Source organism: Bacillus sp. F2HM, assembly GCF_019266135.1.
GTDB lineage: Bacteria > Bacillota > Bacilli > Bacillales > Bacillaceae > Bacillus > Bacillus safensis.
On the sequence record NZ_LRMO01000012.1, the window covers coordinates 1 to 22,717 of the forward strand.

The window sequence follows — 22,717 nt, forward strand, 5'->3', positions numbered from 1 at the left end:
TCACGCTGAAAAGAAGACAAAGGGATAAAATAAAGATCATTTTAGCCCTTTGTCAACAATCAGAGAGCAGCCTTAGGCTGCTTTTTTTATCGAGATTGGAAGAGACCAGTCTCTTCATCATAGCGGATCGGTGAGGTTTTAAATTCTGCTTCTGTTAACTTTGTTTGCATTGGTTCGCTGATGGGAAGGCTGAAGACGCGGGAAGCGCGAATGTCAAGATCAAGGGCAGGATGTGAAAAGGAAGACAGCTTGCTGACAAGCGGTACGTCCAATTCCTTTTTTACAAGAGATAAGTATTGCTGACCTTTCTTTGACATGCCAAGTAAACGAATGTATGGTGCTTGTTTCTCCTTTAGCAGCTCATGCATGACCGTTTTCTTCACCCTCATTAAAAGGTGCGTATTCATCCGCTGCAGCCTTGTCCACGTATATCGTTTTGTTTTCACAAGTGATAGATATTCCTCGTAGGTGGACGCATGTGTGATCGCCTTTTGCATGCGGTGTTCGATGCCTTCTTCAATTTCATAGATGCCCTCTAGTTCTGCTGTATCCATTGTGTGAAACACATGTTTTAAGAAGCTGAAATAGTCTTCTTGCGTATGTAAAAGATCATAAGAAGAATAATAGTCATGTAATTGCTTAAGCGAGGCTTCCGGGAGATAAGAGGCGACAGTTTCAAATGACCCATTCTCTTTTAAGGCTTTTCGGATGCTTGTAGCGCTTGCGATTTTCTGATGTTTAGGAAGCTCTTGATCATGATAACCGGATGCAATTCTTTGAGAGGTAAAGGGCTCTATGTGAGGAGATCTCTCTAAGATGGCTTTGACATAATGGAAGCCTAAAATGTTATTAGGCCTAGACAGATCCAGTAAGTGTTTAGGATCAATGACCTCTTGAAACGCAGCGGCAGCGGCTGCCGGATAACTAAGGCCTTCTTTGACCTTTGCTTTTGTGAAAAGGTCAATTTCTTCTTTTTTCTCATGCCAAGCGTGAGCTGTTCGCTCAAATGCTTTGATGTCTCCGTCCTCACTTCCGAAAAAAAGGGAGCGGCATTTTAAAGCATCTAGAATAGACACAGCGCCATTTGCAAAGGTTTCTGCCTTTTGCACTGCATAGATGTATGGAAGCTCACATACGATGTCTACACCGTTTTGCAATGCCATTTTTGTACGTGCCCATTTAGAGACGATGGCAGGCTCTCCGCGCTGGAGGAAGGAACCGCTCATGACGGCAATGGCTACATCTGAGGAGGTATGTGTTTTTGCCTGGCGAACATGATAGGCATGTCCATAATGAAATGGATTGTACTCGACAACGACTCCTGTTGCTTTCAATAGATGTTCCGCCTTTCTTGCTATGGTTAAATGGTCTATGCTACAGTAGCATAAGGGAAAAATGAAGCCCATTTTTTTCAGTGTAGGCATTCCGTGAACTGATGTCAAACAACGCTCTGACATCACAAAGGACTGTAAAGAAAAAATATTGACAAATAGCATGATGAAAGCTATAATCATGTTTGTTGCTCTTAGAGGTGATACAATTGAAATGGACAGTTTATCAGTTACATCAAAAAGCTAAAAACAGCTTCGATTTTCATGAGACGGTTGACTTAAATGAACTTACTAGCCTTCATTCAGATATACGTCGCATTTCACCAGTAGAGGTGAAAGGGACTGGAGTGATCGAATCAAAGCAAGTCGCATTTGATTTAACCATCACAGGTGAAATGACATTGCCTTGTTCAAGAACGCTTGTTGATGTAAATTATCCATTTGCGATTTCAACGAAAGAACTATTTGTACTTCATAAGACAGACGATATAGAAGATGAAGACGTATCTGTTGTAGAAGACGATATCATCGACTTAACGCCTATAGTCAAGGAAGAAATTCTTCTTGAAGTGCCGATGCAAATCTTTTGCGACCAAACAGACGTAAAAGGTGCTGCACCACAGGAAGGGAATGACTGGGCGGTCATTTCGGAAGATGCACATCAAAACCGAATTGATCCGCGTCTGGAAGGCTTGAAGAAGCTCTTAGAAGAAAATAATGAATCTTAACTCTTTAAGGAGGTGGGAATAATGGCTGTACCTTTTAGAAGAACTTCTAAAATGAAAAAAAGATTGCGTCGTACGCATTTCAAACTACAAGTACCTGGTATGGTAGCTTGCCCAGAATGCGGTGAAATGAAAATTTCTCATCGTGTCTGCAAATCTTGCGGAACATACAAAGGCAAAGACGTAAAAAGCAACTAATGCTTGATAAAAAAGCGTAAGGGAATCTTCCCTTGCGTTTTTTTATTTGTCTATTTTTTAGGTTTCTCTCCTGCAAATAGTCTATCTACTCTAGTAAGCGCATATGATGTGGTATTCAGATTCAGGGGGGATGATCAATTGACGATTACAAGGCAGGACGCATGGACGCAAGATGAAGATTTACTTTTAGCAGAAGTCGTCTTAAGACACATTCGAGATGGAGGAACGCAGCTTTCCGCATTTGAAGAAGTCGGAAAAGCGTTGTCAAGAACGGCTGCAGCATGTGGATTCAGGTGGAATTCATACGTCAGAAAACAATATCAGGCAGGCATTGAGCTGGCGAAAAAACAGCGGAAAGAACTGCGTAAAAAGATTGGGATTCATTCCTCGGGTTTACCACAGAATACGTTAACGATAGAAGAAAAGGCAACTTCAGATCAGGCTGAATTGACCTTGCGAGAAGTGATTCAGTTCTTAGAGCAGCTTGAAAAAGAACCTGCTGGCTCTGCTGATTTACGCGAAGAACTAGCGGACACGCAGCATCAACTGAAGTCGCTCACGGAAGAAAATGAACACTTGAAGCGGCAATTAAAAATGACAGAAGAAGATTACCGGGCACTCATTGGGATTGTTGAAAGAGTCAAACAGAATATCAACTTAAAAGAATATGCTAAATAAGAAAGCGCCCCTCACAGAGAAAGGAGGGGCGTTTTGCCATCAGTATTAAGCGGATTCACCTGTATTTTTTTGGATATGGGCAGGTTCCCAGATGAGTGGATTTTCACCTTTATCGCGTTCCATATCATATTTGACCGCTTCAAAGCCCATTTTATCCCAAAAACCGGCAGATTTGACGCGTGGATTGGTTCGGATAGGCAATCCGAAAGATTTGGCGAAATCAACAAGTGCCTCGCCGTACCCTTTACGCTGATACCCAGGAAGCACTTCCAGCTTCCACAGCTCTAAATAATCATGATTGTGGTCAAAATACGTTGTCGTCGAGCCGTCCACTTGATAAAGGCTCATACGTGCGACCAGCTTATCTCCAAAATAAATCCCGTAAAATGGAGAATTGCTGTCATTTTCAATCATATTACTTTCAAGGTCTTCAAGCATGGATAGTTCTTGTATACCATATTCCTTAAATTGTTTAAATTCCTCTAAAGTTTTGTAATTGATTAGAAGTCGTTTTACTTGTGTCATATGATCTTCCCCCTTACACACATAATGTCGACAGTGATGTCATTGAAGGCGTTTTCATCCCATCCGCCTTAAAAAGTTTTTACACTTATTATTATAGTTTTTAAATTAAAAAAATTCAATCGCGGTGCGCTATCTGCTTTTTGCATCGCGGCTTGAAACTGTTAAAATGGTTGATATGATGAAGTAAACAGAAAAAGGGAAGTGCGGCAGTTGAACATTGGAATCATTGGCGGCGGTGCGATTGGTCTGCTTTGTGCCAGTTATTTATCACAGCATCATGACATCACTGTTTTGACAAGAAGAAAAGAACAAGCAGAGGAGATTCGAACATCAGGAATTAAGCGAACGGTAAAGGGAGAGACATTCCGGGCGTCTGTCAAGGCACGGGTAGGGATTACAGGAGTATTTGATCTGCTGATTGTGACGGTGAAATATCACCATCTGCAAGAGGTGCTTGATGACCTATCAACATTACCTCGTCAACGAATCTTATTTTTACAAAATGGCATGGCCCACTTATTAGATTTAGAAAACTGGGACACGTCGCATTCGATATATATAGGTGTCGTAGAGCACGGTGCCATGAAGGTATCAGACCATGCAGTGAACCATACAGGGATCGGTGTCATCAAGTGGGGGGCTTTTCATCCTGAGGATACAGCTGATGTGAGAAATGCTTTGAATGAAACGCCGCCCCAATTTCAGATGATTTATACGGATGAATGGAAAAAAGTGCTGGAGGAAAAACTGCTGGTCAATGTCTGTATTAACCCGCTCACGGCTTTATTGCATGTGAAAAATGGGGAATTGATCGCAAATCCTGCATATGAATACATGATGAAATGTGCATTTGAAGAAGCATTGTCCATTTTAGGTCTGGCTGAAAAAGAGCGACTCTGGTCACACGTCGTTTCCATTTGTAAAAAAACGGCTGCCAATCAATCGTCAATGCTTCAAGATATCGTCAAAGGCCGTGAAACCGAAAGAAAAGCCATCGTTGGCTATCTTTTAAAAAAGGCTCAAGCTCAAGAGATTACGGCGCCACATCTTACTTTCTTTAATCGAAGCTTGGAAGTATTGGAAAAAAAGCAAACAAAATCTTTTGAGTGAGCTCATTTACATGCTATACTTTTTTCGGGAAACTAACTATTTATTGAAGAAAGGAAGTTCTAAACATGCAATTGACTGAACTTTCCATCCGAAGTCAGAATTTATTCATACGTGATTATATAGAAGAAAAAAAAGAGATGACTGCTTTTTTTGATTATGATATACATTCTGAGCACACATGGAAAAAAAGATACGACGATCTCATGGAAATGAGCTTCCCGCGCGAGGCTTTAGCGGATTATATGAGTGCATACCACGCAAAGTTTGAATCGGCAGCGATGCGTCAGAACATTGAAAAGATCCGTGATGAACGGAGTGTCATGGTGGTTGGAGGACAGCAGGCAGGCCTACTGGCAGGACCGCTTTATACCATACATAAAATCATATCCATTATTCAGTTCGCAAAAGAAAAAGAATCAGCGCTTGGCGTTCCTGTGATTCCAGTCTTTTGGGTAGCAGGTGAGGATCATGACGTAGATGAAATTAATTTTGTCTACACATCCGGCGAAAAAGGTCCAGTTAAGCAAAAGCTGCCATTACATAACGTCAAAAAAACTGCTGCCAAAAGAACACCTCTGCATCAAGAAAAAACAGAGAAATGGCTCCGCGATGTGTTTTCAACGTATGAGGAATCTGCATATACAAATGACTTGCTTGATCAGCTTCTTCGATGTTTACGCAAATCACAAACATTTACGGATTTCTTTGAATGGATTGTATGCGACCTTTTTGAAGAAGATGGACTGCTTCTATTTAATTCAGGAGACTTAGGTGTCAAACCACTTGAGCGTACGTTATTCAAGCATATTGTCGAGACAAATGATGCGGTCACAGCTCGTTTGAATGAAACGCAGGCTGCCATGAAACGAGCGGGATATCAGCCGATCATTGAAGCTGGCGACAATCAGGCGAACCTGTTTTACGAATATGATGAAGAGCGTTTCCTTATTGAAAAAGCAAACGGCCAGTTTTCTATATCAGAAGTGGGGCTTACGTGGACAAAAGAAGAGCTTTTGCAGGAAATTGAGGAGCACCCAGAACGGTTCAGCAACAATGTGGTGACGCGTCCCTTAATGCAGGAAACCCTTCTCCCAACACTTGCTTTTATGGCAGGACACGGTGAAGTCAATTATTGGGGAGAACTGAAAGGAATCTTTGAGCATTTTGAATTAAAGATGGCACCCGTTCTTCCAAGACTGCACGTGACCATTCTTGAAAGGCACATCGATAAGAAGCTGCCGGTCAGAGAGCTGTCGGTAGAAGAAGTGCTCACAAACGGAGTAAAAGAAAAGAAGGAGGCTCACTTTGAGCAAAGCCTTCCAGACAGTTTTGTTCAAGCCGTTGATCAGGCGAAACGTGAATTAGCGAATGTTCATGGTGTATTGAGGCAAGAAGCACTGAAGGTTGAACCAAACTTCGAGCAGCTGCTAGATAAAAATGCCAAATTTATCGAAGACCAGCTTCAATTTGTTTATCAAAAGGTGGCGCAGCGTGTGGAAGAGAAGGAAGAATATATCCTTCGAGATTTTGAACGGATTGAAAACAGCTTAAAACCATTAGATGCCCCGCAAGAAAGAATTTGGAATATCATGTACTTTTTAAACAAATATGGTCCAGAATTCTTCAAAACGTTCAAAAATCTGCCATTTTCATTTCAAAACAAGCAGCAAATTGTCAAACTTTGAAATAAAGTTTTAATGAACCCTGACTAGTTCAGGGTTTTTTTTTATGTAGAAACAGTGTAAAATAAGTTTTGTGGAGAGAAGTGGTGGATAGTGGAGAGTAAGGGTGAGAAAGTGGGGCTCTGATTATCATGTTCATGGGTGAATACCAACATACGATTGATACAAAAGGGCGCATGATCATCCCTGCTAAATTTAGAGACGGTCTCGGAGAACAGTTTGTGCTGACGAGAGGGCTTGATCAATGTTTATTTGGCTACCCTATGAGTGAGTGGAAACTAATCGAAGAGAAACTCAAAGCACTGCCCCTAACGAAAAAAGATGCACGTGCGTTTACCCGGTTCTTCTTCTCTGGCGCAGTCGAATGCGATCTGGACAAGCAGGGGCGCATTAACATCGCATCAAACCTACTCCAATATGCAAAACTCGAAAAAGAATGTGTGGTCATCGGCGTTTCAAATCGAATTGAGTTGTGGAGTAAGTCGATCTGGGAACAATATACAGAAGAGCAAGAAGATTCTTTTGCTGAAATTGCTGAAAACATGATTGGATTTGATATATAATAATCCCTTGTGCAGCAAGCTTTCTACACATTCATTTCTATTTGAAAAAGGTGGGACCATAACATCATGTTCCAACATGAGACAGTATTATTAAAAGAAACAGTTGACGGTTTAAACGTCAAAGAAGACGGTACATATGTAGACTGCACGCTGGGCGGAGCAGGTCATAGCTCATATTTACTATCTCAACTATCAGAAAAAGGTACATTGATTGGATTTGACCAAGACGATGCTGCACTGGATCATGCACGAGAGAAGCTCGCGGATTCTAAAGCGAACATTCTTTTCATAAAGAGCAACTTCCGATATTTAAAAGAACGTCTGAATGAACAAGGCATTACAAGCGTAGACGGTGTGATTTTTGACCTTGGGGTTTCATCTCCTCAGCTCGACACACCAGAGAGAGGCTTTAGTTATCACCATGATGCACCTCTTGACATGCGAATGGATCAAACAGCCGCATTGTCGGCAAAACAAGTGGTGAATGAATGGCCATTTGAAGATCTAGTTCGGATTTTCTACAAATATGGGGAAGAAAAATTCAGCAAGCAAATCGCACGCAAAATTGAAGAAGCTAGAAAAAAAGCACCAATTGAAACTACAGGTGAGCTTGTCGACATTATCAAAGAAGGAATTCCCGCACCTGCAAGACGAACTGGCGGACATCCAGCAAAAAGAGTGTTTCAAGCGATCCGAATTGCCGTAAATGATGAATTGAAAGTTTTTGAAGAAGCACTAGAACAAGCAATAGAGTTACTCAATCCGAAGGGGAGAATTTCTGTCATTACATTCCATTCACTTGAAGACCGGATTTGTAAAAGTACATTTAAAGAAATGTCTTCTCTTCCAGAACTTCCGCACGGACTACCAGTGATTCCAGAAGGACTTGAACCAAAGCTGAAGCTGATCACGAGAAAACCAATCGTTGCATCAGAACAAGAGCTGGAACATAACAACCGTGCCCGTTCAGCGAAGCTCCGAATTGCAGAAAAAAAGTAAAACGACACCATAGATGATGATAAAAAGGAGGTTTCTTATGAGTAATTTGGCTTACCAAAGAGAAGTAAAACAATATCAAACAGAGCAGCAAGGCCAATCGGTTGTTATTAAAAGAAGAGGTTCTATCACACTTGGTGAAAAAATCTTACTTGTCATGTTTGTCATGGCTCTTATGTGCAGCTCCATTCTCATCATTTCTAAAGCCTTTGCTGTCTATCACGCTAATATTGAAGTCCAGAAATTAGAACAGCAAGTATCTTTAGAATCGAAGAAGATCACTGAGCTTCAAAAAGAAAAAGACTTGCTGAGTGAACCCGAGAGAGTCATTGATACTGCGAAAAAAGCAGGCTTAAGCATTTCGAAAGATGTTAAGAAGGTCGATTAAGATGGCGATGCCTAAAAAGAATAAAATGATGAACAGAGGCGCGGCAATTGCGAGTATTTGCTTCGCCCTGTTTTTCTTTATCATCCTTGCACGTTTTATCTATATTCAGATTACAGGAACAGTCGATGGCCAAGTATTAGCCGTAAAGGCAAATGAACAATATCAATCGAAGAAAACACTTGAAGCCAAAAGAGGGTCTATTTTAGACCGAAATGGGAATGTGATTGCAGAGGATACGTCTGTCTATAAGCTCATTGCGATCATGAGCAAGAAAATGACGGTTGATCCCAAGCACCCAATGCATGTCGTCGACAAAGAAAAGACAGCAAAAGAGCTGTCGAAAGTCATTGATATGAGTGAAAGCGAAATTTTAAAGCGTCTGAATACTAAAGGTGCGTTCCAAGTTGAGTTTGGTAAAGCTGGAAAAGACATCAGTTTTTCAACAAAAGAAAAAATTGAAAAGCTAAAGCTTCCAGGGATCGCATTTGAAAAAGACACGAAGCGATATTATCCAAACGGCATGTTTGCGTCGAATCTGATCGGTTATGCAAGATTAGATGAGGCAACGAAGGACATGTCAGGCGCGATGGGACTTGAGAAGGCGCTGAACAAATTTTTAAAAGAAAAAGACGGCTATGTGACATATAACAGTGACAGAAGCGGATGGGCTCTTCCGAATAGTAAAGAAGACATTGTCGCTCCGAAGGATGGAAAAAATGTCACGCTGACCATCGATCAAAAAATCCAAGCGTTCCTTGAAGAAAGTATGACGCAGGTTGCCAAAAAATATAAACCGAAGAAAATCATTGCCACAGTCGTTGACCCAAAAACGGGAAAGGTGCTCGCGATGGGACAGCGGCCAAGCTTTAATTTAAATGAATTAGACATTACGAATTATAACAATGATGTCATTTCATATGCGTTTGAACCAGGTTCAACGATGAAAATCTTCACACTTGCTGCAGCAATCCAAGAAGGGGTCTACCAAGGCAATGACAAATATCAATCTGGTACTTATAAAGTAGGAGGCGGCCTTGTAAGAGACCACAACAATGGAAATGGCTGGGGAAAAATTGACTTTCATGAAGGGGTTCTCCGTTCGTCTAACGTAGCTTTTGCAAAGCTGGCAAAAGAAAAATTAGGCTTCACGCGCTACGAACAATATTTGCAGAAGTTCCATTTCTATGACAAAACAGGTATTGACTTACCGAACGAAGCGTCTAGTAAAATCAATTACAGATACGAATATGACAAAGCATCGACGGCTTACGGTCAAGCGTCTGCCATTACACCGATTCAACAAATCGAAGCAGCGACAGCGATAGCAAACGGCGGAACGATGATGAAGCCATATGTCATTGATCATATTACAGACCCAAACACAAACAAAACAATTTTACAGCACGAACCAACAGTAGCTGGAAAACCAATTTCCTCTGATACAGCAAAGCAAGTCCGTGACATTTTAGGTGAGGTGGTTTCCTCGAAGATTGGAACAGGCCAGCCTTACCAAATCAAAGGATTTGACGTTGCTGGGAAAACAGGAACAGGACAAATTGGCGGTGCCGGCGGTTATCTCAAAGGAAGAAACGATTACGTCTTTTCATTTATGGGAATGGCGCCAAAAGATGATCCGAAGCTACTCGTTTATGTAGCTGTACAGCAGCCGCAGCTGTCTGACACAGAAACTGGCTCTGCCCCAGTTGCACAAATCTTTAACCCAGTGATGAAAAATAGTCTGCTATATTTAAATATTGCACCAACCAAAACAGACGATAAAAAATCAGGCGAACAAAAAGTGAAGCAAGAAACAATGCCTTCATTCTTAGATTTAGAAGTGAAGCAGGCGGAAACAGAAGCCAAAAACAAAAACTTAACGCCTGTTGTCATCGGCGACGGCCTCTCCATTAAACGACAGTGGCCAAGTGCAGGATCTGAATTCTCTGAAAGCCAGAAAGTTTTCTTGAAAACAGCAGGAAAAACGATAAAAATGCCTGATATGACAGGCTGGTCGAGACGGGAAGTCCTTCAATATGCATCCATTTCCGGTGTGCATATCGAAACAAAAGGACAAGGATATGCTGTCAAACAAAGTGTGAAAAGTGGAGCGGAGATTTCAGATAAAGTCGTCACTGTGACATTTAAAAGCCCGAATTAACTGCAAAACCTAGCAAACCACTTGCTAGGTTTTTTCTTTTGCTGGGCGGGATAGACGAAACGTTCTACATAAGGACGGGCCTGCATATGATGGAAACAAGCCATATGTATGTAAGGAGTGAACCGGGCGTGCGAGTATCAAGTGTAACAGTGAGAAAACGATTGCTTTTCGTGCTGCTGTTTGGGGTGATCATTTTTTTCATCATAGATACTAGATTAGGATATGTACAGTTTATTATGGGCGAGAAGCTCACAAGCTTAGCAAAAGATTCATGGAGCCGGAACCTCCCGTTCGAACCAGAAAGGGGAGATATTTTGGACCGAAATGGGGTAGAGCTTGCGACGAACAAAAGTGCCCCATCTATATTGGTCGTCCCGCGGCAAATTAAAGATCCGGCAGAAACAAGCAAAAAACTGGCGGCAGTACTGAATATGTCTGAAGAGAAAGCGTACAAGCACGTCACAAAGAAAACATCCATCGAACGAATTTCTCCAGAAGGCAGAAAAGTATCTCATGAAAAAGCAAAAGAAGTCAGAGAGCTTGATTTAGATGGCGTTTATGTTGCGGAAGACAGCATCAGACACTATCCGTTTGGCAGTTTTCTTTCTCATGTGCTGGGCTTCGCTGGAATTGATAATCAAGGGTTACTTGGACTGGAAGCCTATTATGACGATGACCTAAAAGGTGAAAAAGGCTCTGTCAAGTTCTATTCCGATGCAAAAGGGCAGAAAATGCCAGATGAAGCAGATGATTATACACCGCCTAAAGATGGTCTTGATATGAAGTTAACTGTCGATGCGAAGGTGCAAACCATTATAGAACGGGAATTAGACAATGCGCAGGCAAAATATAACCCAGATGGGATGATTGCAATTGCGATGAACCCAAAGAACGGTGAAGTGCTTGGGATGTCGAGCAGACCGGATTTTGATCCAGCGGATTATCAATCAGTTGACTCGAAAGTGTTTAACCGAAATCTACCGGTGTGGAGCACATATGAGCCAGGTTCGACGTTTAAAATTATTACGCTTGCAGCAGCACTAGAAGAGAAAAAAGTCAATTTAAAACGCGATCATTTTTTTGACAGCGGTTCTGTGACAGTTGATGGTGCAAGACTTAGGTGCTGGAAAAAAGGCGGCCACGGATCACAGTCATTTTTAGAAGTGGTTCAAAACTCCTGTAACCCCGGTTTTGTTGAACTAGGCGATCGTCTAGGAAAGGATAAATTATTTTCCTATATTAAAAATTTCGGGTTTGGCCAAAAAACAGGAATCGATCTTCAGGGGGAAGGGCGAGGCATTTTGTTCCCGCTGGACCGGGTTGGCCCTGTAGAGCAGGCGACAACTGCCTTTGGTCAAGGTGTATCTGTTACGCCGATACAGCAAGTAGCTGCCGTAGCAGCTGCGGTAAATGGCGGAACACTTTACACGCCGTACATTGCAAAAGAATGGATAGATCCAATCACAAAAGAGGTAGTGAAAAAGCAATCACCGATTGCCAAAAAGAAAGTGATTTCAGCAGAAACATCCAAAGAAATCAGATATGCGCTTGAAAGTGTAGTCGCTCAAGGAACTGGCCGAAATGCATTTGTTGAAGGATATCGAGTTGGCGGAAAAACAGGGACAGCCCAGAAGGTAAAAGACGGCAAGTACATGGAAAATAACCACATTGTGTCGTTTATCGGGTTTGCGCCTGCTGATGATCCGAGTATCGTTGTATATGTGGCTGTAGATAACCCAAAAGGCACTATTCAATTTGGCGGGACAGTTGCTGCGCCAATTGTGGGTCATATTATGCGGGACAGCTTGCCTGAGATAGGTGTGAAAAAAAGAAAAGGACAAATTGAAAAGAAGTACCAGTGGCTGGACACAAAAACCATTGAAGTACCGAATCTTGTAGGGGGATCTGTTTCAGACCTTGAATCCCTCTTGATTAACCTTAAGATCGATGCTTCTGGAACTGGCAGTAAAGTGGTGAAGCAATCGCCTGCTGCTGGGACAAAAGTCAAAGAAGGCTCCACCATCAGATTATACTTAAACGATGAATAATAAAGAATGAACAGAGGGTAGCCGCACTCATTCGGCTGCCTCTTTTTGTTGAAAGAGAAGGCCTGTTTGAAAAAAAGAGCCTAAAGTGTGTTTTTTCCAAGAGAAACTTAAGGAATACGCTGGATGTATCCTTTTTTTTACGATAAAATATAGACTGTGTGTTTTTTTCACAAGACATGCACGTGAACGAATTTGAGAGGTTTGATATGAAATGAAATTACAAGAACTCCTTACATACTTTAAAAGTGAAAACAACGAATTAATAAACGAAAATCCTGATATCACTTCCATTGAAATGGATTCAAGAGAGGTGAAAAAAGGAAGCCTTTTTGTCTGTATAAAAGGCTATACAGTAGATGGACACGATTATGCTGAAAAAGCGGTGAAAAGCGGGGCTGCAGCGATTGTAGCAGAACACCCTCTTAACATATCAGATGTACCAGTCATTATTGTAAAACACTCTCAAAGAGCTCTTGCAAGAATAGCTGATGCGTTTTACGAGCAGCCAACTCATAAGCTGAATCTCATCGGGATCACAGGAACGAACGGAAAAACTTCGACAACACACATGATTGAACAAATGATGAGAAAAGCTGAAAAGAAAACAGGCTTAATCGGTACGATGTATATGAAGGTGAATGATGACATTCTCGATGTGAAAAACACCACACCTGAAAGTGTCACACTTCAGAAAACCTTTAAACAGATGCTTGACCAAGATGTAGACACAGCCATTATGGAAGTATCATCACATGCACTGCATCTTGGCAGGGTACATGGATGTGATTATGATATTGCCGTTTTCACAAACCTTTCGCAGGACCATCTTGATTACCACAACACAATGGAAGAATATAAACATGCGAAAAGCTTGCTATTCTCACAGCTTGGCAGTGCCTTTCATCACGATAAGCCGAAGCATGCGATTTTAAATGCAGATGATGACGCTTCGAGTTATTATGAAAAAGTGACAGCTGCTGAAGTCATGACATATGGCTTAGAGCAAAAAGCAGATGTGATGGCAAAGAATATTCAAATCAAACCGAAGGGAACTCAATTTGATTTGATCACTCCAATTGGCACAAAAAATGTGACAGTTGCCCTCATCGGTAAGTTTAATGTGTACAACATCCTAGCAGCTGTATCAGTAGGGATCGTATCTGGCTTAACATTTGAAACGATTGTAAGTGCTATTGAAGAGCTGGAGGGAGTCAAAGGCCGATTTGAACTTGTGAACTGTGATCAAGATTTCCCTGTTATCGTCGATTACGCCCATACACCTGACAGCTTAGAAAATGTCCTGACAACGTGTAGAGAATTAACAGAAGGCAAAATTTTCTGTGTGATAGGCTGCGGCGGCGACCGTGATAAAACAAAGCGTCCTCAAATGGCCCAAATCGCTGTGAAGTATGCAGATGAACCTGTATTTACATCAGACAACCCAAGAAGCGAAGATCCTTCAGCTATTTTAAAGGATATGGAAAATGGGGTGCCAGACGCATATTATCATAGTTTTGTGAATCGCAAACAAGCCATCTTTTTTGCAATTGCCAATGCGAAAAAAGGCGATACAGTCTTAATAGCGGGTAAAGGTCATGAGACTTATCAAATCGTTGGCGATCAAGTTTACGATTTTGATGATGCAAAGGTTGCTATGGACGCTATTTTAGATCTAAACAAATCTTAAAATGATGAAAAGAGTGTAATGAAATGAAGCATTTTGTACAAAAACAACATACGAAGAACGCGAATGAATACCTTAATAATGAATGTAATTTTCTGATGGAAAACGGTTTTGGAAATTCGGAAGGAGTAAAGAACGATGCTTGAACAGGTGATATTGTTTACAATCATAATGGGATTTTTAATCAGTGTTCTTTTATCCCCGATTTTTATTCCGTTTTTAAGAAGGCTTAAATTTGGTCAAAGTATTAGAGAAGAAGGACCACAGTCTCACCAAAAGAAATCAGGTACTCCGACAATGGGCGGAATTATGATTATCTTTTCTATTACCATTACAACGATTGTGATGATCAACAAATTTTCTGAGATTAGTCCAGAAATGTTTTTATTGTTATTTGTCACGCTTGGCTACGGTCTATTAGGATTTTTAGATGATTATATTAAAGTAGCGATGAAACGAAACCTAGGTTTAACATCGAAACAGAAATTAATTGGTCAAATTGTGATCGCAGTGATTTTTTATGCAGTCTTCCATTATTATCAGTTTGCAACGACGATTCGCATTCCAGGAACAGATGTGAGCTTCGATTTAGGATGGGCTTACTTTATCCTTGTCGTTTTCATGCTTGTCGGAGGTTCTAATGCCGTGAACTTAACGGATGGACTGGATGGTCTATTATCTGGAACCGCGGCTATTGCCTTTGGAGCCTTTGCTATACTGGCTTGGAATCAATCACAGTACGATGTAGCGATCTTTTCAGTAGCTGTTGCTGGAGCCGTTCTTGGGTTTCTTGTGTTTAACGCGCATCCTGCAAAAGTATTTATGGGTGATACAGGGTCGCTTGCTTTAGGCGGAGCGATTGTAGCAATTGCGATTTTAACAAAGCTTGAAATTTTACTTGTCATTATTGGAGGAGTATTTGTTGTCGAAACGTTATCCGTTATTCTTCAAGTGATCTCCTTTAAAACAACTGGAAAAAGAATCTTTAAGATGAGTCCGCTTCACCACCACTATGAGTTAGTTGGCTGGTCTGAGTGGAGAGTAGTTGTCACCTTCTGGACAGCTGGTTTATTACTTGCTGTTTTAGGAATTTACATCGAGGTGTGGTTATAATTGAATAAGATGCAAATGTTAAAAAACGAACATGTACTAGTATTAGGTCTTGCAAAAAGCGGATATGCGGCAGCTTCAATTCTTCATGAGCATGGCGTAAATGTTACAGTAAATGATCAAAAGCCGTTTGAAGAAAATGAACCTGCTCAGCTTCTATCCGAAAAGGGGATTGATGTCATTTGTGGCAGTCATCCTCTTCGAATATTCGATGATAAAGAAATTACAATTTTAATTAAAAATCCGGGAATTCCATATGAAAATGTGATGGTTCAAGAAGCGCTTCGCCGCCAAATTCCAGTTTGGACGGAAATAGAATTAGCTTATCATTTAACCTCAGCTCCTTTTATTGGGATTACTGGATCAAATGGAAAAACCACTACCACGACTTTGATTTATGACATGCTGAAACAAGACAGTCAAAAAACTTTAGTGGCAGGTAATATTGGCACAGTTGCCAGCGAAGTCGCTGCAAAGGCAGCTGGCGATGAGTGGATCGTAACTGAACTCTCTTCTTTTCAGTTAATGGGAACAGTTGATTTCAGACCTAAAATCAGCTTAATATTAAATATTTTTGATGCACATTTAGACTATCACCACACTCGTGATGAATATGAAAAAGCAAAGCAGAAAGTATACGCACATCAACTTGAAGATGACATAGCTGTTATTAACCTCGATGATCCATCAGTCGTAAAACTGGCTGAAGCTTCAAAAGCAAAAAAAGTGTTTTTCTCGGTGAAAGAGCAAGTAGAACATGGTGCATACATTAAAAATGGTGCGATCTACTACATGAATGAACATATTATCGATTTAAAGGATGTTGTTCTTCCTGGTGAGCATAATCAAGAAAATATTTTGGCAGCTATTTGTGTGGTGAAAAATGCAGGCTGTTCAAATGAAGCAATCGCACACGTTCTCACGACATTTAGTGGAGTGAAGCATCGTCTGCAGTTTGTAGATACAATTCAAAGCAGAAAATTCTATAACGATAGTAAAGCCACCAATATACTAGCAACAAGTAAAGCATTGTCAGCTTTTAATCAGCCGACCATTTTACTAGCTGGCGGGCTTGACCGCGGCAATGAATTTGATGAATTGAAACCTTTTATGAAAAATGTAAAAGGAATTATCACATTTGGTGAGACGGCACCTAAGTTTGTGAAGCTTGGTGAAGAACTGGGAATACATCACGTAAAACATGTCGATAATGTTGAACAAGCAGTACCTGCGGCGTTTAACATTTCTGAAGAAGAAGACGTGATTTTATTATCCCCGGCTTGTGCAAGCTGGGATCAACATAAAACATTTGAAGAACGTGGAGACATGTTTGTAAACGCCGTGCATATGCTTAAATAAGGGCTTGTCTCTCGTATGACTGACAGCCCAAATGAAATTATGCTTGGGGTGTCGGTCTCTTGACGAATAAGAAAACTTCTCCGGACTTTTTGCTTGTTGTCATTACGTTACTTTTATTGACGATTGGTTTAATTATGGTGTACAGCGCTAGTGCTGTGTGGGCATCGTATAAATTTGATGATTCGTTTTATTTTGCAAAAAGACAGCTTTTGTTTGCCGGAATCGGAGTTATCGCGATGTTTTTCATTATGCGAGTCGATTATTGGACGTGGCGGACTTGGTCAAAGATATTGATTGCTGTTTGTTTTCTCCTTTTGCTGCTTGTACTTATTCCTGGTATCGGTATGGAGAGAAATGGATCAAGAAGCTGGATCGGTGTCGGTGCGTTTAGTATTCAGCCCTCTGAATTTATGAAGCTTGCGATGATTGCGTTTCTTGCAAAATTCTTATCTGAAAAACAAAAAAATATCACATCCTTTCGTAAAGGTTTCGCACCAGCATTAGGCATTGTGTTTTCTGCATTTGCCATCATCATGCTGCAGCCAGATTTGGGAACAGGGACGGTAATGGTTGGAACCTGTATTATTATGATATTTGTTTCAGGTGCGAGAATTGCTCACTTTATATTTCTCGGTCTTATAGGGCTCAGCGGATTTGCTGCACTAGTCTTATCAGCGCCCTACCGCATAAAACGAATTACATCGTACTTAAATCCTTGGGAAGATCCACTAGGCAGTGGGTTTCAAATTATTCAATCCTTATACGCTGTTGGTCCAGGCGGTCTGTTCGGAATGGGTCTCGGTCAAAGTAGACAAAAATTCTTTTATTTACCTGAGCCTCAAACAGACTTCATCTTTGCAATATTGTCTGAAGAGCTTGGCTTTATTGGAGGATCACTCATTTTGCTGCTCTTTAGTGTTCTATTATGGAGAGGCATACGAATAGCACTTGGAGCCCCAGACTTATATGGAAGTTTCCTAGCAGTTGGTATTATTTCAATGGTTGCCATTCAAGTGATGATTAATATCGCAGTTGTTACTGGACTTATCCCTGTGACAGGTATCACGCTCCCATTCCTAAGTTATGGCGGCTCATCACTGACATTAATGCTGATGGCAATTGGGGTACTCTTGAATGTAAGCAGGTACGCTAGATATTAATGCTGCTCTAGTTCATGAAACCATGATGACATTTATTTTGCAAAAGTACAAAAAAATGATTTGAAGAGTAGAAATGACAGATTTTGTATTGGAAACATGTTTTTTGACTCTTCTTTACAGGTTTTAACGGAGCCCTGTTGTTTAAAACAGGGTTTATACTTTGTTCAGAGCAGAAAAAAATTGAGGGGAAATGGTATAATGCGTATAGTAATCAGTGGAGGCGGAACAGGCGGACATATTTATCCGGCCTTAGCTTTTATTAAAGAAGTGAAAAGACTGCATCCTGATGTAGAATTTTTATATATTGGTACTGAAAATGGACTTGAAAAGAAAATTGTAGAAAGAGAAAATATCCCTTTCAAGTCCATAGAAATTTCAGGTTTTAAAAGAAAGCTTTCCTTTGATAACGTAAAAACGGTGATGAGATTTCTAAAAGGCGTTCAAAAAAGCAAATCTTACTTAAAGGAATTTAAGCCAGATGCGGTCATTGGAACAGGTGGTTATGTGTGCGGCCCTGTCGTTTATGCAGCTTCTAAGCTGAAAATCCCGACCATTATTCACGAACAGAACAGCCTGCCTGGTATCACAAATAAGTTTCTAGCAAGATATGTTGATAAGGTAGCCATCTGCTTTGAAGAAGCAAAGGCACATTTTCCTTCTGAAAAGGTTGTATTTACGGGAAACCCTAGAGCCTCTGAAGTCGTCTCTATAAAAGAGGGGAAATCTCTGAAGGAGTTTGGGCTGGATGAAACGAAAAAAACGGTTCTTATTTTTGGCGGGAGCCGGGGGGCTGCGCCGATTAATAGAGCAGTCATTGACATGCAAGATGAATTAAAGGCTAAGAACTATCAGCTTTTATATATCACGGGTGAGGTTCATTATGAAAAAGTGCTGAACGAACTAAAAGAAAAAGGTGCAGCACCTAATATGATCACAAAGCCTTTCTTGCATCAAATGCCGGAGTACTTGAAATCGATTGATGTGATTGTTGCAAGAGCCGGTGCCACAACGATTGCTGAAGTGACAGCCCTTGGAATTCCAACTATTTTTATCCCAAGCCCATACGTGACGGCAAATCACCAGGAAATCAATGCAAGATCACTAGAAAAGCATGACGCTGCAATCGTTTTAAGAGAATCAGAGCTTTCTGGAGAAAGCCTCCTTCATGCCATTGATGAAATTGCTGGTCATGAAGAAAAATTAAACGAAATGAGCCGATTAACAAAAGAACTTGGAGTACCAGATGCGGCTGGACGTTTATATAATGTATTAAAAGAAATTACGACTACATGATGGAATGATATTAGGTAAGGCGGAGGGTAATATGGAGAACTTGAAGAATGAATTATTAGAAGCGCAAGTCGGTAAAGTGCTTGAAAATGAGCCGCTTGCAAATCATACGACAATGAAAATAGGCGGGCCGGCAGATCTATTGATCGTTCCTAAAGATATCGATTCAGTTAAAACGATCATGGATCAGATAAAAAAACACCACGCGGAGTGGACGGTTATTGGAAGAGGGTCAAATTTACTCGTACTTGATAAAGGAATACGTGGTGTTGTTCTGAAGTTAGGCGCTGGACTTGATCACTTAACTGTAAATGATGAAGAAATTACAGTTGGCGGCGGCTATTCTGTTGTAAGGCTTGCAACGTCTCTTAGTAAGCAGGGTCTTTCAGGGCTGGAATTTGCAGCTGGTATTCCAGGGTCTATTGGCGGCGCTGTTTATATGAACGCAGGTGCGCACGGATCTGATATCAGTAAGATTCTTGTGAAAGCAAGAATCTTATTTGAAGATGGAAGCATCGAGTGGCTAACAAATGAGCAGATGAACTTTAGCTACAGAACGTCTGTCCTTCAAAAGGAACGACCAGGCATTGTTCTCGAGGCCGTGTTTAAGCTCAAACAGGATGATCGAGAGAAAATCACAAAGAAAATGCAGCAAAATAAAGACTATCGTAAGGAAACACAGCCTTATAATCGACCATGTGCCGGAAGTATTTTTCGAAATCCGCTGCCTGAATATGCAGGACAGCTTGTAGAAAAAGCGAATTTAAAAGGGTACCAAATTGGCGGAGCAAGAATCTCTGATATGCATGGAAACTTTATTGTGAACGCTGGCGGGGCTACTGCTCAAGACGTGCTGGACTTAATTCAGTACATCCAAAAGAAAATTAAAGATGACTACAATGTAGATATGCATACAGAAGTAGAAATTATCGGTGAAGCAAAGTAAAAGCAAGTTTTATGAATGATGGCATCGCAGGAAAACAAACGGCATTCTTTCATGCCGTTTGTTTTCTCATCAAAAGATGACCCAAAGGTGTGGACAAGCAGCTTTGAATGGGGTGAAGAATATATATGCGGCCTGATCATGAAAATGAAAAGATCGTCAATATAGAAGAACGAATTCCTAAAATTAAAGAACAAAGGAAGCAGAAAGCGAATCGGAGACTAATCTCTTTTATTCTACTGTTTTTTATCATGGTTTTAATCATTATTTATTTGCAGACACCAATCAGTAAAATTTCTTCTTTAACTATTACGGGTAACGAGCATGTCCCTACAAAACAGCTTGTGAAACTTTCCCAGATTAAAGAAGGCGAAACAGAGTTTTGGAATTTAAATAAAGATTTAACAGCAGATCATATTAAACAAAACAAACTGATTAAAAGTGTCAGTATCAAAAAACATTTTCCAAATAAGGTTAGTATTGCTGTCAAAGAATATGCCAATATTGCTTATCTTCAAAAGGGAAATTTATACTATGAGCTTCTTGAAAATGGGACAGCATTACCAGAAGAAGTCACACCAAGTCATGCAGGACCTATTTTTGTTGATTGGGACAATAAAGAGAAGCTGAAGCAAACGGTTAGATCTTTAAATCAGCTGCCAGCCTCTATTCAGGAACTCATCTCAGAAATATATTATGTGCCAACAAGCTCAAACCAGTGGCTCGTTAAATTTTATATGAATGACGGGAACACCGTGATTGCATCAATTAAAACATTCGCTAATAAAATGAAAACCTATCCTGCCATTGTAAAAGAACTTTCGCCATCTGAAAAAGGCACAATCCATATGGAAGTCGCGACGTATTTTGAAGCGTTTAAATCTAAGAAAAAGGAAGATGAACGTTGAGAGGCAAAACAGTTATATTCTCAATTGTCATGCTTGTTCTTGGTTTTCTGATTTCTTTTTCATACCAATATACTAAGCAGCATCAGGCAGATGTCATTCGAACAGAGCAATGGAAAAAAGAATACTCCTTGAAAAGTCAGCTGACAAAGCAAGAAAAGGCGAATCAGAAACTTGAAAAAGAATTATACAGTCTTCAATCACAGGTTCAAGCCACTGAGTACAATTTGAAAAATGAAAAAGAGCAGTATTTTAATGTATTGGAAGATGTTGAGAAATACAGGATGTTTACAGGAGAGATCGGTGTAAAAGGAAAAGGGGTAAAAGTATCCCTTGAAGATGCATCTTATATCCCGAGTGGACAAAATGTCAATAATTACATTGTTCATGAGAGCCACATTTTTCATGTGATAAACGAACTGTTTATATCAGGGGCCTCTGCCGTATCTATTAATGGACAGAGAATTACACACCAATCATACATACATTGTAACGGCCCAGTTGTCACAGTTGACGGGGTTCAGCATCCAGCGCCATTTGTTATTTCTGCTATTGGTGATCCGGCTGTGTTAATACCTGCATTAAATATTGCAGGAGGAGTGGTCGATCAGCTGACAAGTGATCACATTTCGATGACGATTGAAAAAAAGGATATTCGTATGAATCCTCTTTTAAAACACAAAGATTAAAAGTGAAAAGGTGAGTGGTGTTGAGGAAAAAGAAGCCTTTACTTAGTTTGACAGCCTTAATGGTGATATTCGGCATCATGGTCTCCATCCAATTTAATTCATTGCAAAAGCCCAAAGTTCGTGATACTCGCGATGTGTGGGAGCTAAGAGAGGATTTATCTGCATCTAAAAGTAAAGAATTGGATTTACTGAAAGAAATTGATAAATATGATGAAATGCTGAAAAAGTATGGTCATCAAGGAGATCAATCAAAAGAAGCTCAACTAACAAAAACATTAAAAGATTTAAAAGAAAAGGCTGGTTTTACAGAAGTGACAGGGGAGGGAATTGAGGTTGACATCTCTCAGCTTTTCTCCAAGGATCTGACCGGGGAAGAAGTGAAAAATATCCCGCCTGATCTTCTGAAAAAGCTAATCAACGAAGCCAATATGTATGGGGCAAAACATATTTCCATTAATGACCACCGTGTGATTAATACAAGTGTGATTCGAGATATTAATGGCACGACGAAAATGGATGGCTACAGCTTAGATGGTGATGAAGTGACCATCAAGATGATCAGCGACCAGGCCGACAAATTATACAGCCGTTTAAATGTATCAGATATTGGTGATTTATTTGCTCAGGAAAATTTCGGCTTAAGTATTAGCCAGCCGAAGCCGCAAATTCAATTAAAAGCATATGACGGTGCGATTCAGTTAAACGAGTTGAAGCCTCTTGACGATGTAAAGGAGGGAAAATCTTAATGTGGCTTCCTGTACTTGGCTTAATCATAGGAGTTGCGATCGGTTTCTTAACAAATTTTACGATACCGAATGAGTATTCTAATTATCTTTCCCTCGCTGTACTTGCTGCACTTGATACATTGATTGGTGGAATCAGGGCACATCTGCAAGGGGCATACGATGAACTAGTGTTTGTATCAGGCTTTTTCTTTAATATTATACTTGCAATAAGTTTAGCTTTTCTGGGCGTCCATCTTGGTGTAGACTTGTATTTAGTCGGAATGTTTGCTTTCGGCGTTAGATTGTTTCAAAATATAGCAGTTATTCGAAGAATTCTACTAACAAAATGGACAATTTCTAGAGAAAAAAAGAAAAAAAGTGAGTCATAAAAAAGGATATACATATGATGTAACGAATATTTTCAGTAATCCTAATAAAAAATGTTGATTT

General features: G+C 40.4%; 22 protein-coding genes. 20 read left to right on the forward strand and 2 right to left on the reverse strand.

The genetic code is table 11. The annotated features are described in order from the left end of the window. Positions 1-86 precede the first annotated feature (86 nt). Positions 87-1,334, reverse strand: coding sequence for a nucleotidyltransferase (locus AWT60_RS08785; RefSeq protein ID WP_041109743.1), 1,248 nt, complete (start codon positions 1,332-1,334; stop codon positions 87-89). A gap of 206 nt (positions 1,335-1,540) precedes the next feature. Between AWT60_RS08785 and AWT60_RS08790 the strand changes: the two genes are divergently transcribed. The 3 genes from AWT60_RS08790 (at position 1,541) to gerR (ending at position 2,932) form a co-directional block, all read left to right on the forward strand. Continuing rightward, entirely contained in the window at positions 1,541-2,059 is a 519-nt protein-coding gene (locus AWT60_RS08790) for a YceD family protein (protein WP_019743276.1), read from the forward strand. 21 nt (positions 2,060-2,080) lie between these two features. Next, positions 2,081-2,254: a 50S ribosomal protein L32 gene (rpmF, locus tag AWT60_RS08795; RefSeq protein ID WP_008354700.1), complete on the forward strand. Its 174-nt coding sequence runs from the start codon at positions 2,081-2,083 to the stop codon at positions 2,252-2,254. A 138-nt stretch (positions 2,255-2,392) separates the two neighbouring features. Next, positions 2,393-2,932, forward strand: a complete 540-nt coding sequence (gene gerR / locus AWT60_RS08800) for a sporulation-specific transcriptional regulator GerR (RefSeq protein ID WP_024424269.1) — start codon at positions 2,393-2,395, stop codon at positions 2,930-2,932. 45 nt (positions 2,933-2,977) lie between these two features. Here gerR and AWT60_RS08805 read toward each other — a convergent pair whose 3' ends face one another. Then, on the reverse strand, positions 2,978-3,457 hold the full coding sequence (locus AWT60_RS08805) for an N-acetyltransferase (RefSeq protein ID WP_007499784.1): 480 nt from the start codon (positions 3,455-3,457) through the stop codon (positions 2,978-2,980). Positions 3,458-3,667: 210 nt separating this feature from the next. Between AWT60_RS08805 and AWT60_RS08810 the strand changes: the two genes are divergently transcribed. The 17 genes from AWT60_RS08810 (at position 3,668) to AWT60_RS08890 (ending at position 22,656) form a co-directional block, all read left to right on the forward strand. Beyond that, positions 3,668-4,567 carry a 2-dehydropantoate 2-reductase gene (locus tag AWT60_RS08810; protein ID WP_041108893.1) on the forward strand — a complete coding sequence of 300 codons (900 nt, stop codon included), beginning with the start codon at positions 3,668-3,670 and terminating at the stop codon, positions 4,565-4,567. A 65-nt stretch (positions 4,568-4,632) separates the two neighbouring features. Next, entirely contained in the window at positions 4,633-6,252 is a 1,620-nt protein-coding gene (bshC, locus tag AWT60_RS08815; RefSeq protein ID WP_087975480.1) for a bacillithiol biosynthesis cysteine-adding enzyme BshC, read from the forward strand. Positions 6,253-6,380: 128 nt separating this feature from the next. After that, entirely contained in the window at positions 6,381-6,812 is a 432-nt protein-coding gene (gene mraZ, locus AWT60_RS08820; protein ID WP_003211163.1) for a division/cell wall cluster transcriptional repressor MraZ, read from the forward strand. Between the two features lie 66 nt (positions 6,813-6,878). Beyond that, entirely contained in the window at positions 6,879-7,811 is a 933-nt protein-coding gene (gene rsmH, locus AWT60_RS08825; RefSeq protein ID WP_024426925.1) for a 16S rRNA (cytosine(1402)-N(4))-methyltransferase RsmH, read from the forward strand. 37 nt (positions 7,812-7,848) lie between these two features. Continuing rightward, the gene (ftsL, locus tag AWT60_RS08830) at positions 7,849-8,196 is read left to right on the forward strand and encodes a cell division protein FtsL (RefSeq protein ID WP_024424265.1); all 348 of its coding nucleotides are present in this window, start codon (positions 7,849-7,851) and stop codon (positions 8,194-8,196) included. A gap of 7 nt (positions 8,197-8,203) precedes the next feature. After that, entirely contained in the window at positions 8,204-10,354 is a 2,151-nt protein-coding gene (locus tag AWT60_RS08835) for a penicillin-binding protein (RefSeq protein WP_218677188.1), read from the forward strand. A gap of 128 nt (positions 10,355-10,482) precedes the next feature. After that, a complete protein-coding gene (locus AWT60_RS08840; protein WP_076839520.1) occupies positions 10,483-12,402 on the forward strand; it encodes a stage V sporulation protein D in 1,920 nt (639 codons plus the stop codon). Positions 12,403-12,613: 211 nt separating this feature from the next. After that, positions 12,614-14,089 (forward strand): UDP-N-acetylmuramoyl-L-alanyl-D-glutamate--2,6-diaminopimelate ligase, encoded by a 1,476-nt coding sequence (locus AWT60_RS08845; protein ID WP_024424262.1) that lies wholly within the window; start codon positions 12,614-12,616, stop codon positions 14,087-14,089. Between the two features lie 135 nt (positions 14,090-14,224). Beyond that, positions 14,225-15,199 (forward strand): phospho-N-acetylmuramoyl-pentapeptide-transferase, encoded by a 975-nt coding sequence (mraY, locus tag AWT60_RS08850; protein WP_003211854.1) that lies wholly within the window; start codon positions 14,225-14,227, stop codon positions 15,197-15,199. Positions 15,200-15,208: 9 nt separating this feature from the next. Further along, positions 15,209-16,555: a UDP-N-acetylmuramoyl-L-alanine--D-glutamate ligase gene (murD, locus tag AWT60_RS08855; RefSeq protein WP_076839835.1), complete on the forward strand. Its 1,347-nt coding sequence runs from the start codon at positions 15,209-15,211 to the stop codon at positions 16,553-16,555. Positions 16,556-16,614: 59 nt separating this feature from the next. Further along, positions 16,615-17,715 (forward strand): stage V sporulation protein E, encoded by a 1,101-nt coding sequence (gene spoVE, locus AWT60_RS08860; protein WP_003212197.1) that lies wholly within the window; start codon positions 16,615-16,617, stop codon positions 17,713-17,715. Positions 17,716-17,913: 198 nt separating this feature from the next. Further along, a complete protein-coding gene (murG, locus tag AWT60_RS08865) occupies positions 17,914-19,008 on the forward strand; it encodes an undecaprenyldiphospho-muramoylpentapeptide beta-N-acetylglucosaminyltransferase (protein ID WP_075622993.1) in 1,095 nt (364 codons plus the stop codon). A 31-nt stretch (positions 19,009-19,039) separates the two neighbouring features. After that, positions 19,040-19,951, forward strand: a complete 912-nt coding sequence (gene murB / locus AWT60_RS08870) for a UDP-N-acetylmuramate dehydrogenase (RefSeq protein WP_076839522.1) — start codon at positions 19,040-19,042, stop codon at positions 19,949-19,951. Positions 19,952-20,076: 125 nt separating this feature from the next. Continuing rightward, the gene (locus tag AWT60_RS08875) at positions 20,077-20,856 is read left to right on the forward strand and encodes a cell division protein FtsQ/DivIB (RefSeq protein ID WP_076839523.1); all 780 of its coding nucleotides are present in this window, start codon (positions 20,077-20,079) and stop codon (positions 20,854-20,856) included. Then, entirely contained in the window at positions 20,853-21,542 is a 690-nt protein-coding gene (locus tag AWT60_RS08880; protein ID WP_076839525.1) for a DUF881 domain-containing protein, read from the forward strand. The genes AWT60_RS08875 and AWT60_RS08880 overlap by 4 nt, the downstream gene beginning before the upstream one ends. Positions 21,543-21,562: 20 nt before the next feature. Then, complete coding sequence (locus tag AWT60_RS08885) at positions 21,563-22,288, forward strand: DUF881 domain-containing protein (protein ID WP_076839526.1); 726 nt, start codon at positions 21,563-21,565, stop codon at positions 22,286-22,288. Further along, the gene (locus AWT60_RS08890) at positions 22,288-22,656 is read left to right on the forward strand and encodes a small basic family protein (RefSeq protein WP_003210988.1); all 369 of its coding nucleotides are present in this window, start codon (positions 22,288-22,290) and stop codon (positions 22,654-22,656) included. Before AWT60_RS08885 ends, AWT60_RS08890 begins: the two co-directional genes overlap by 1 nt. The last annotated feature ends 61 nt before the right edge of the window (positions 22,657-22,717 follow it).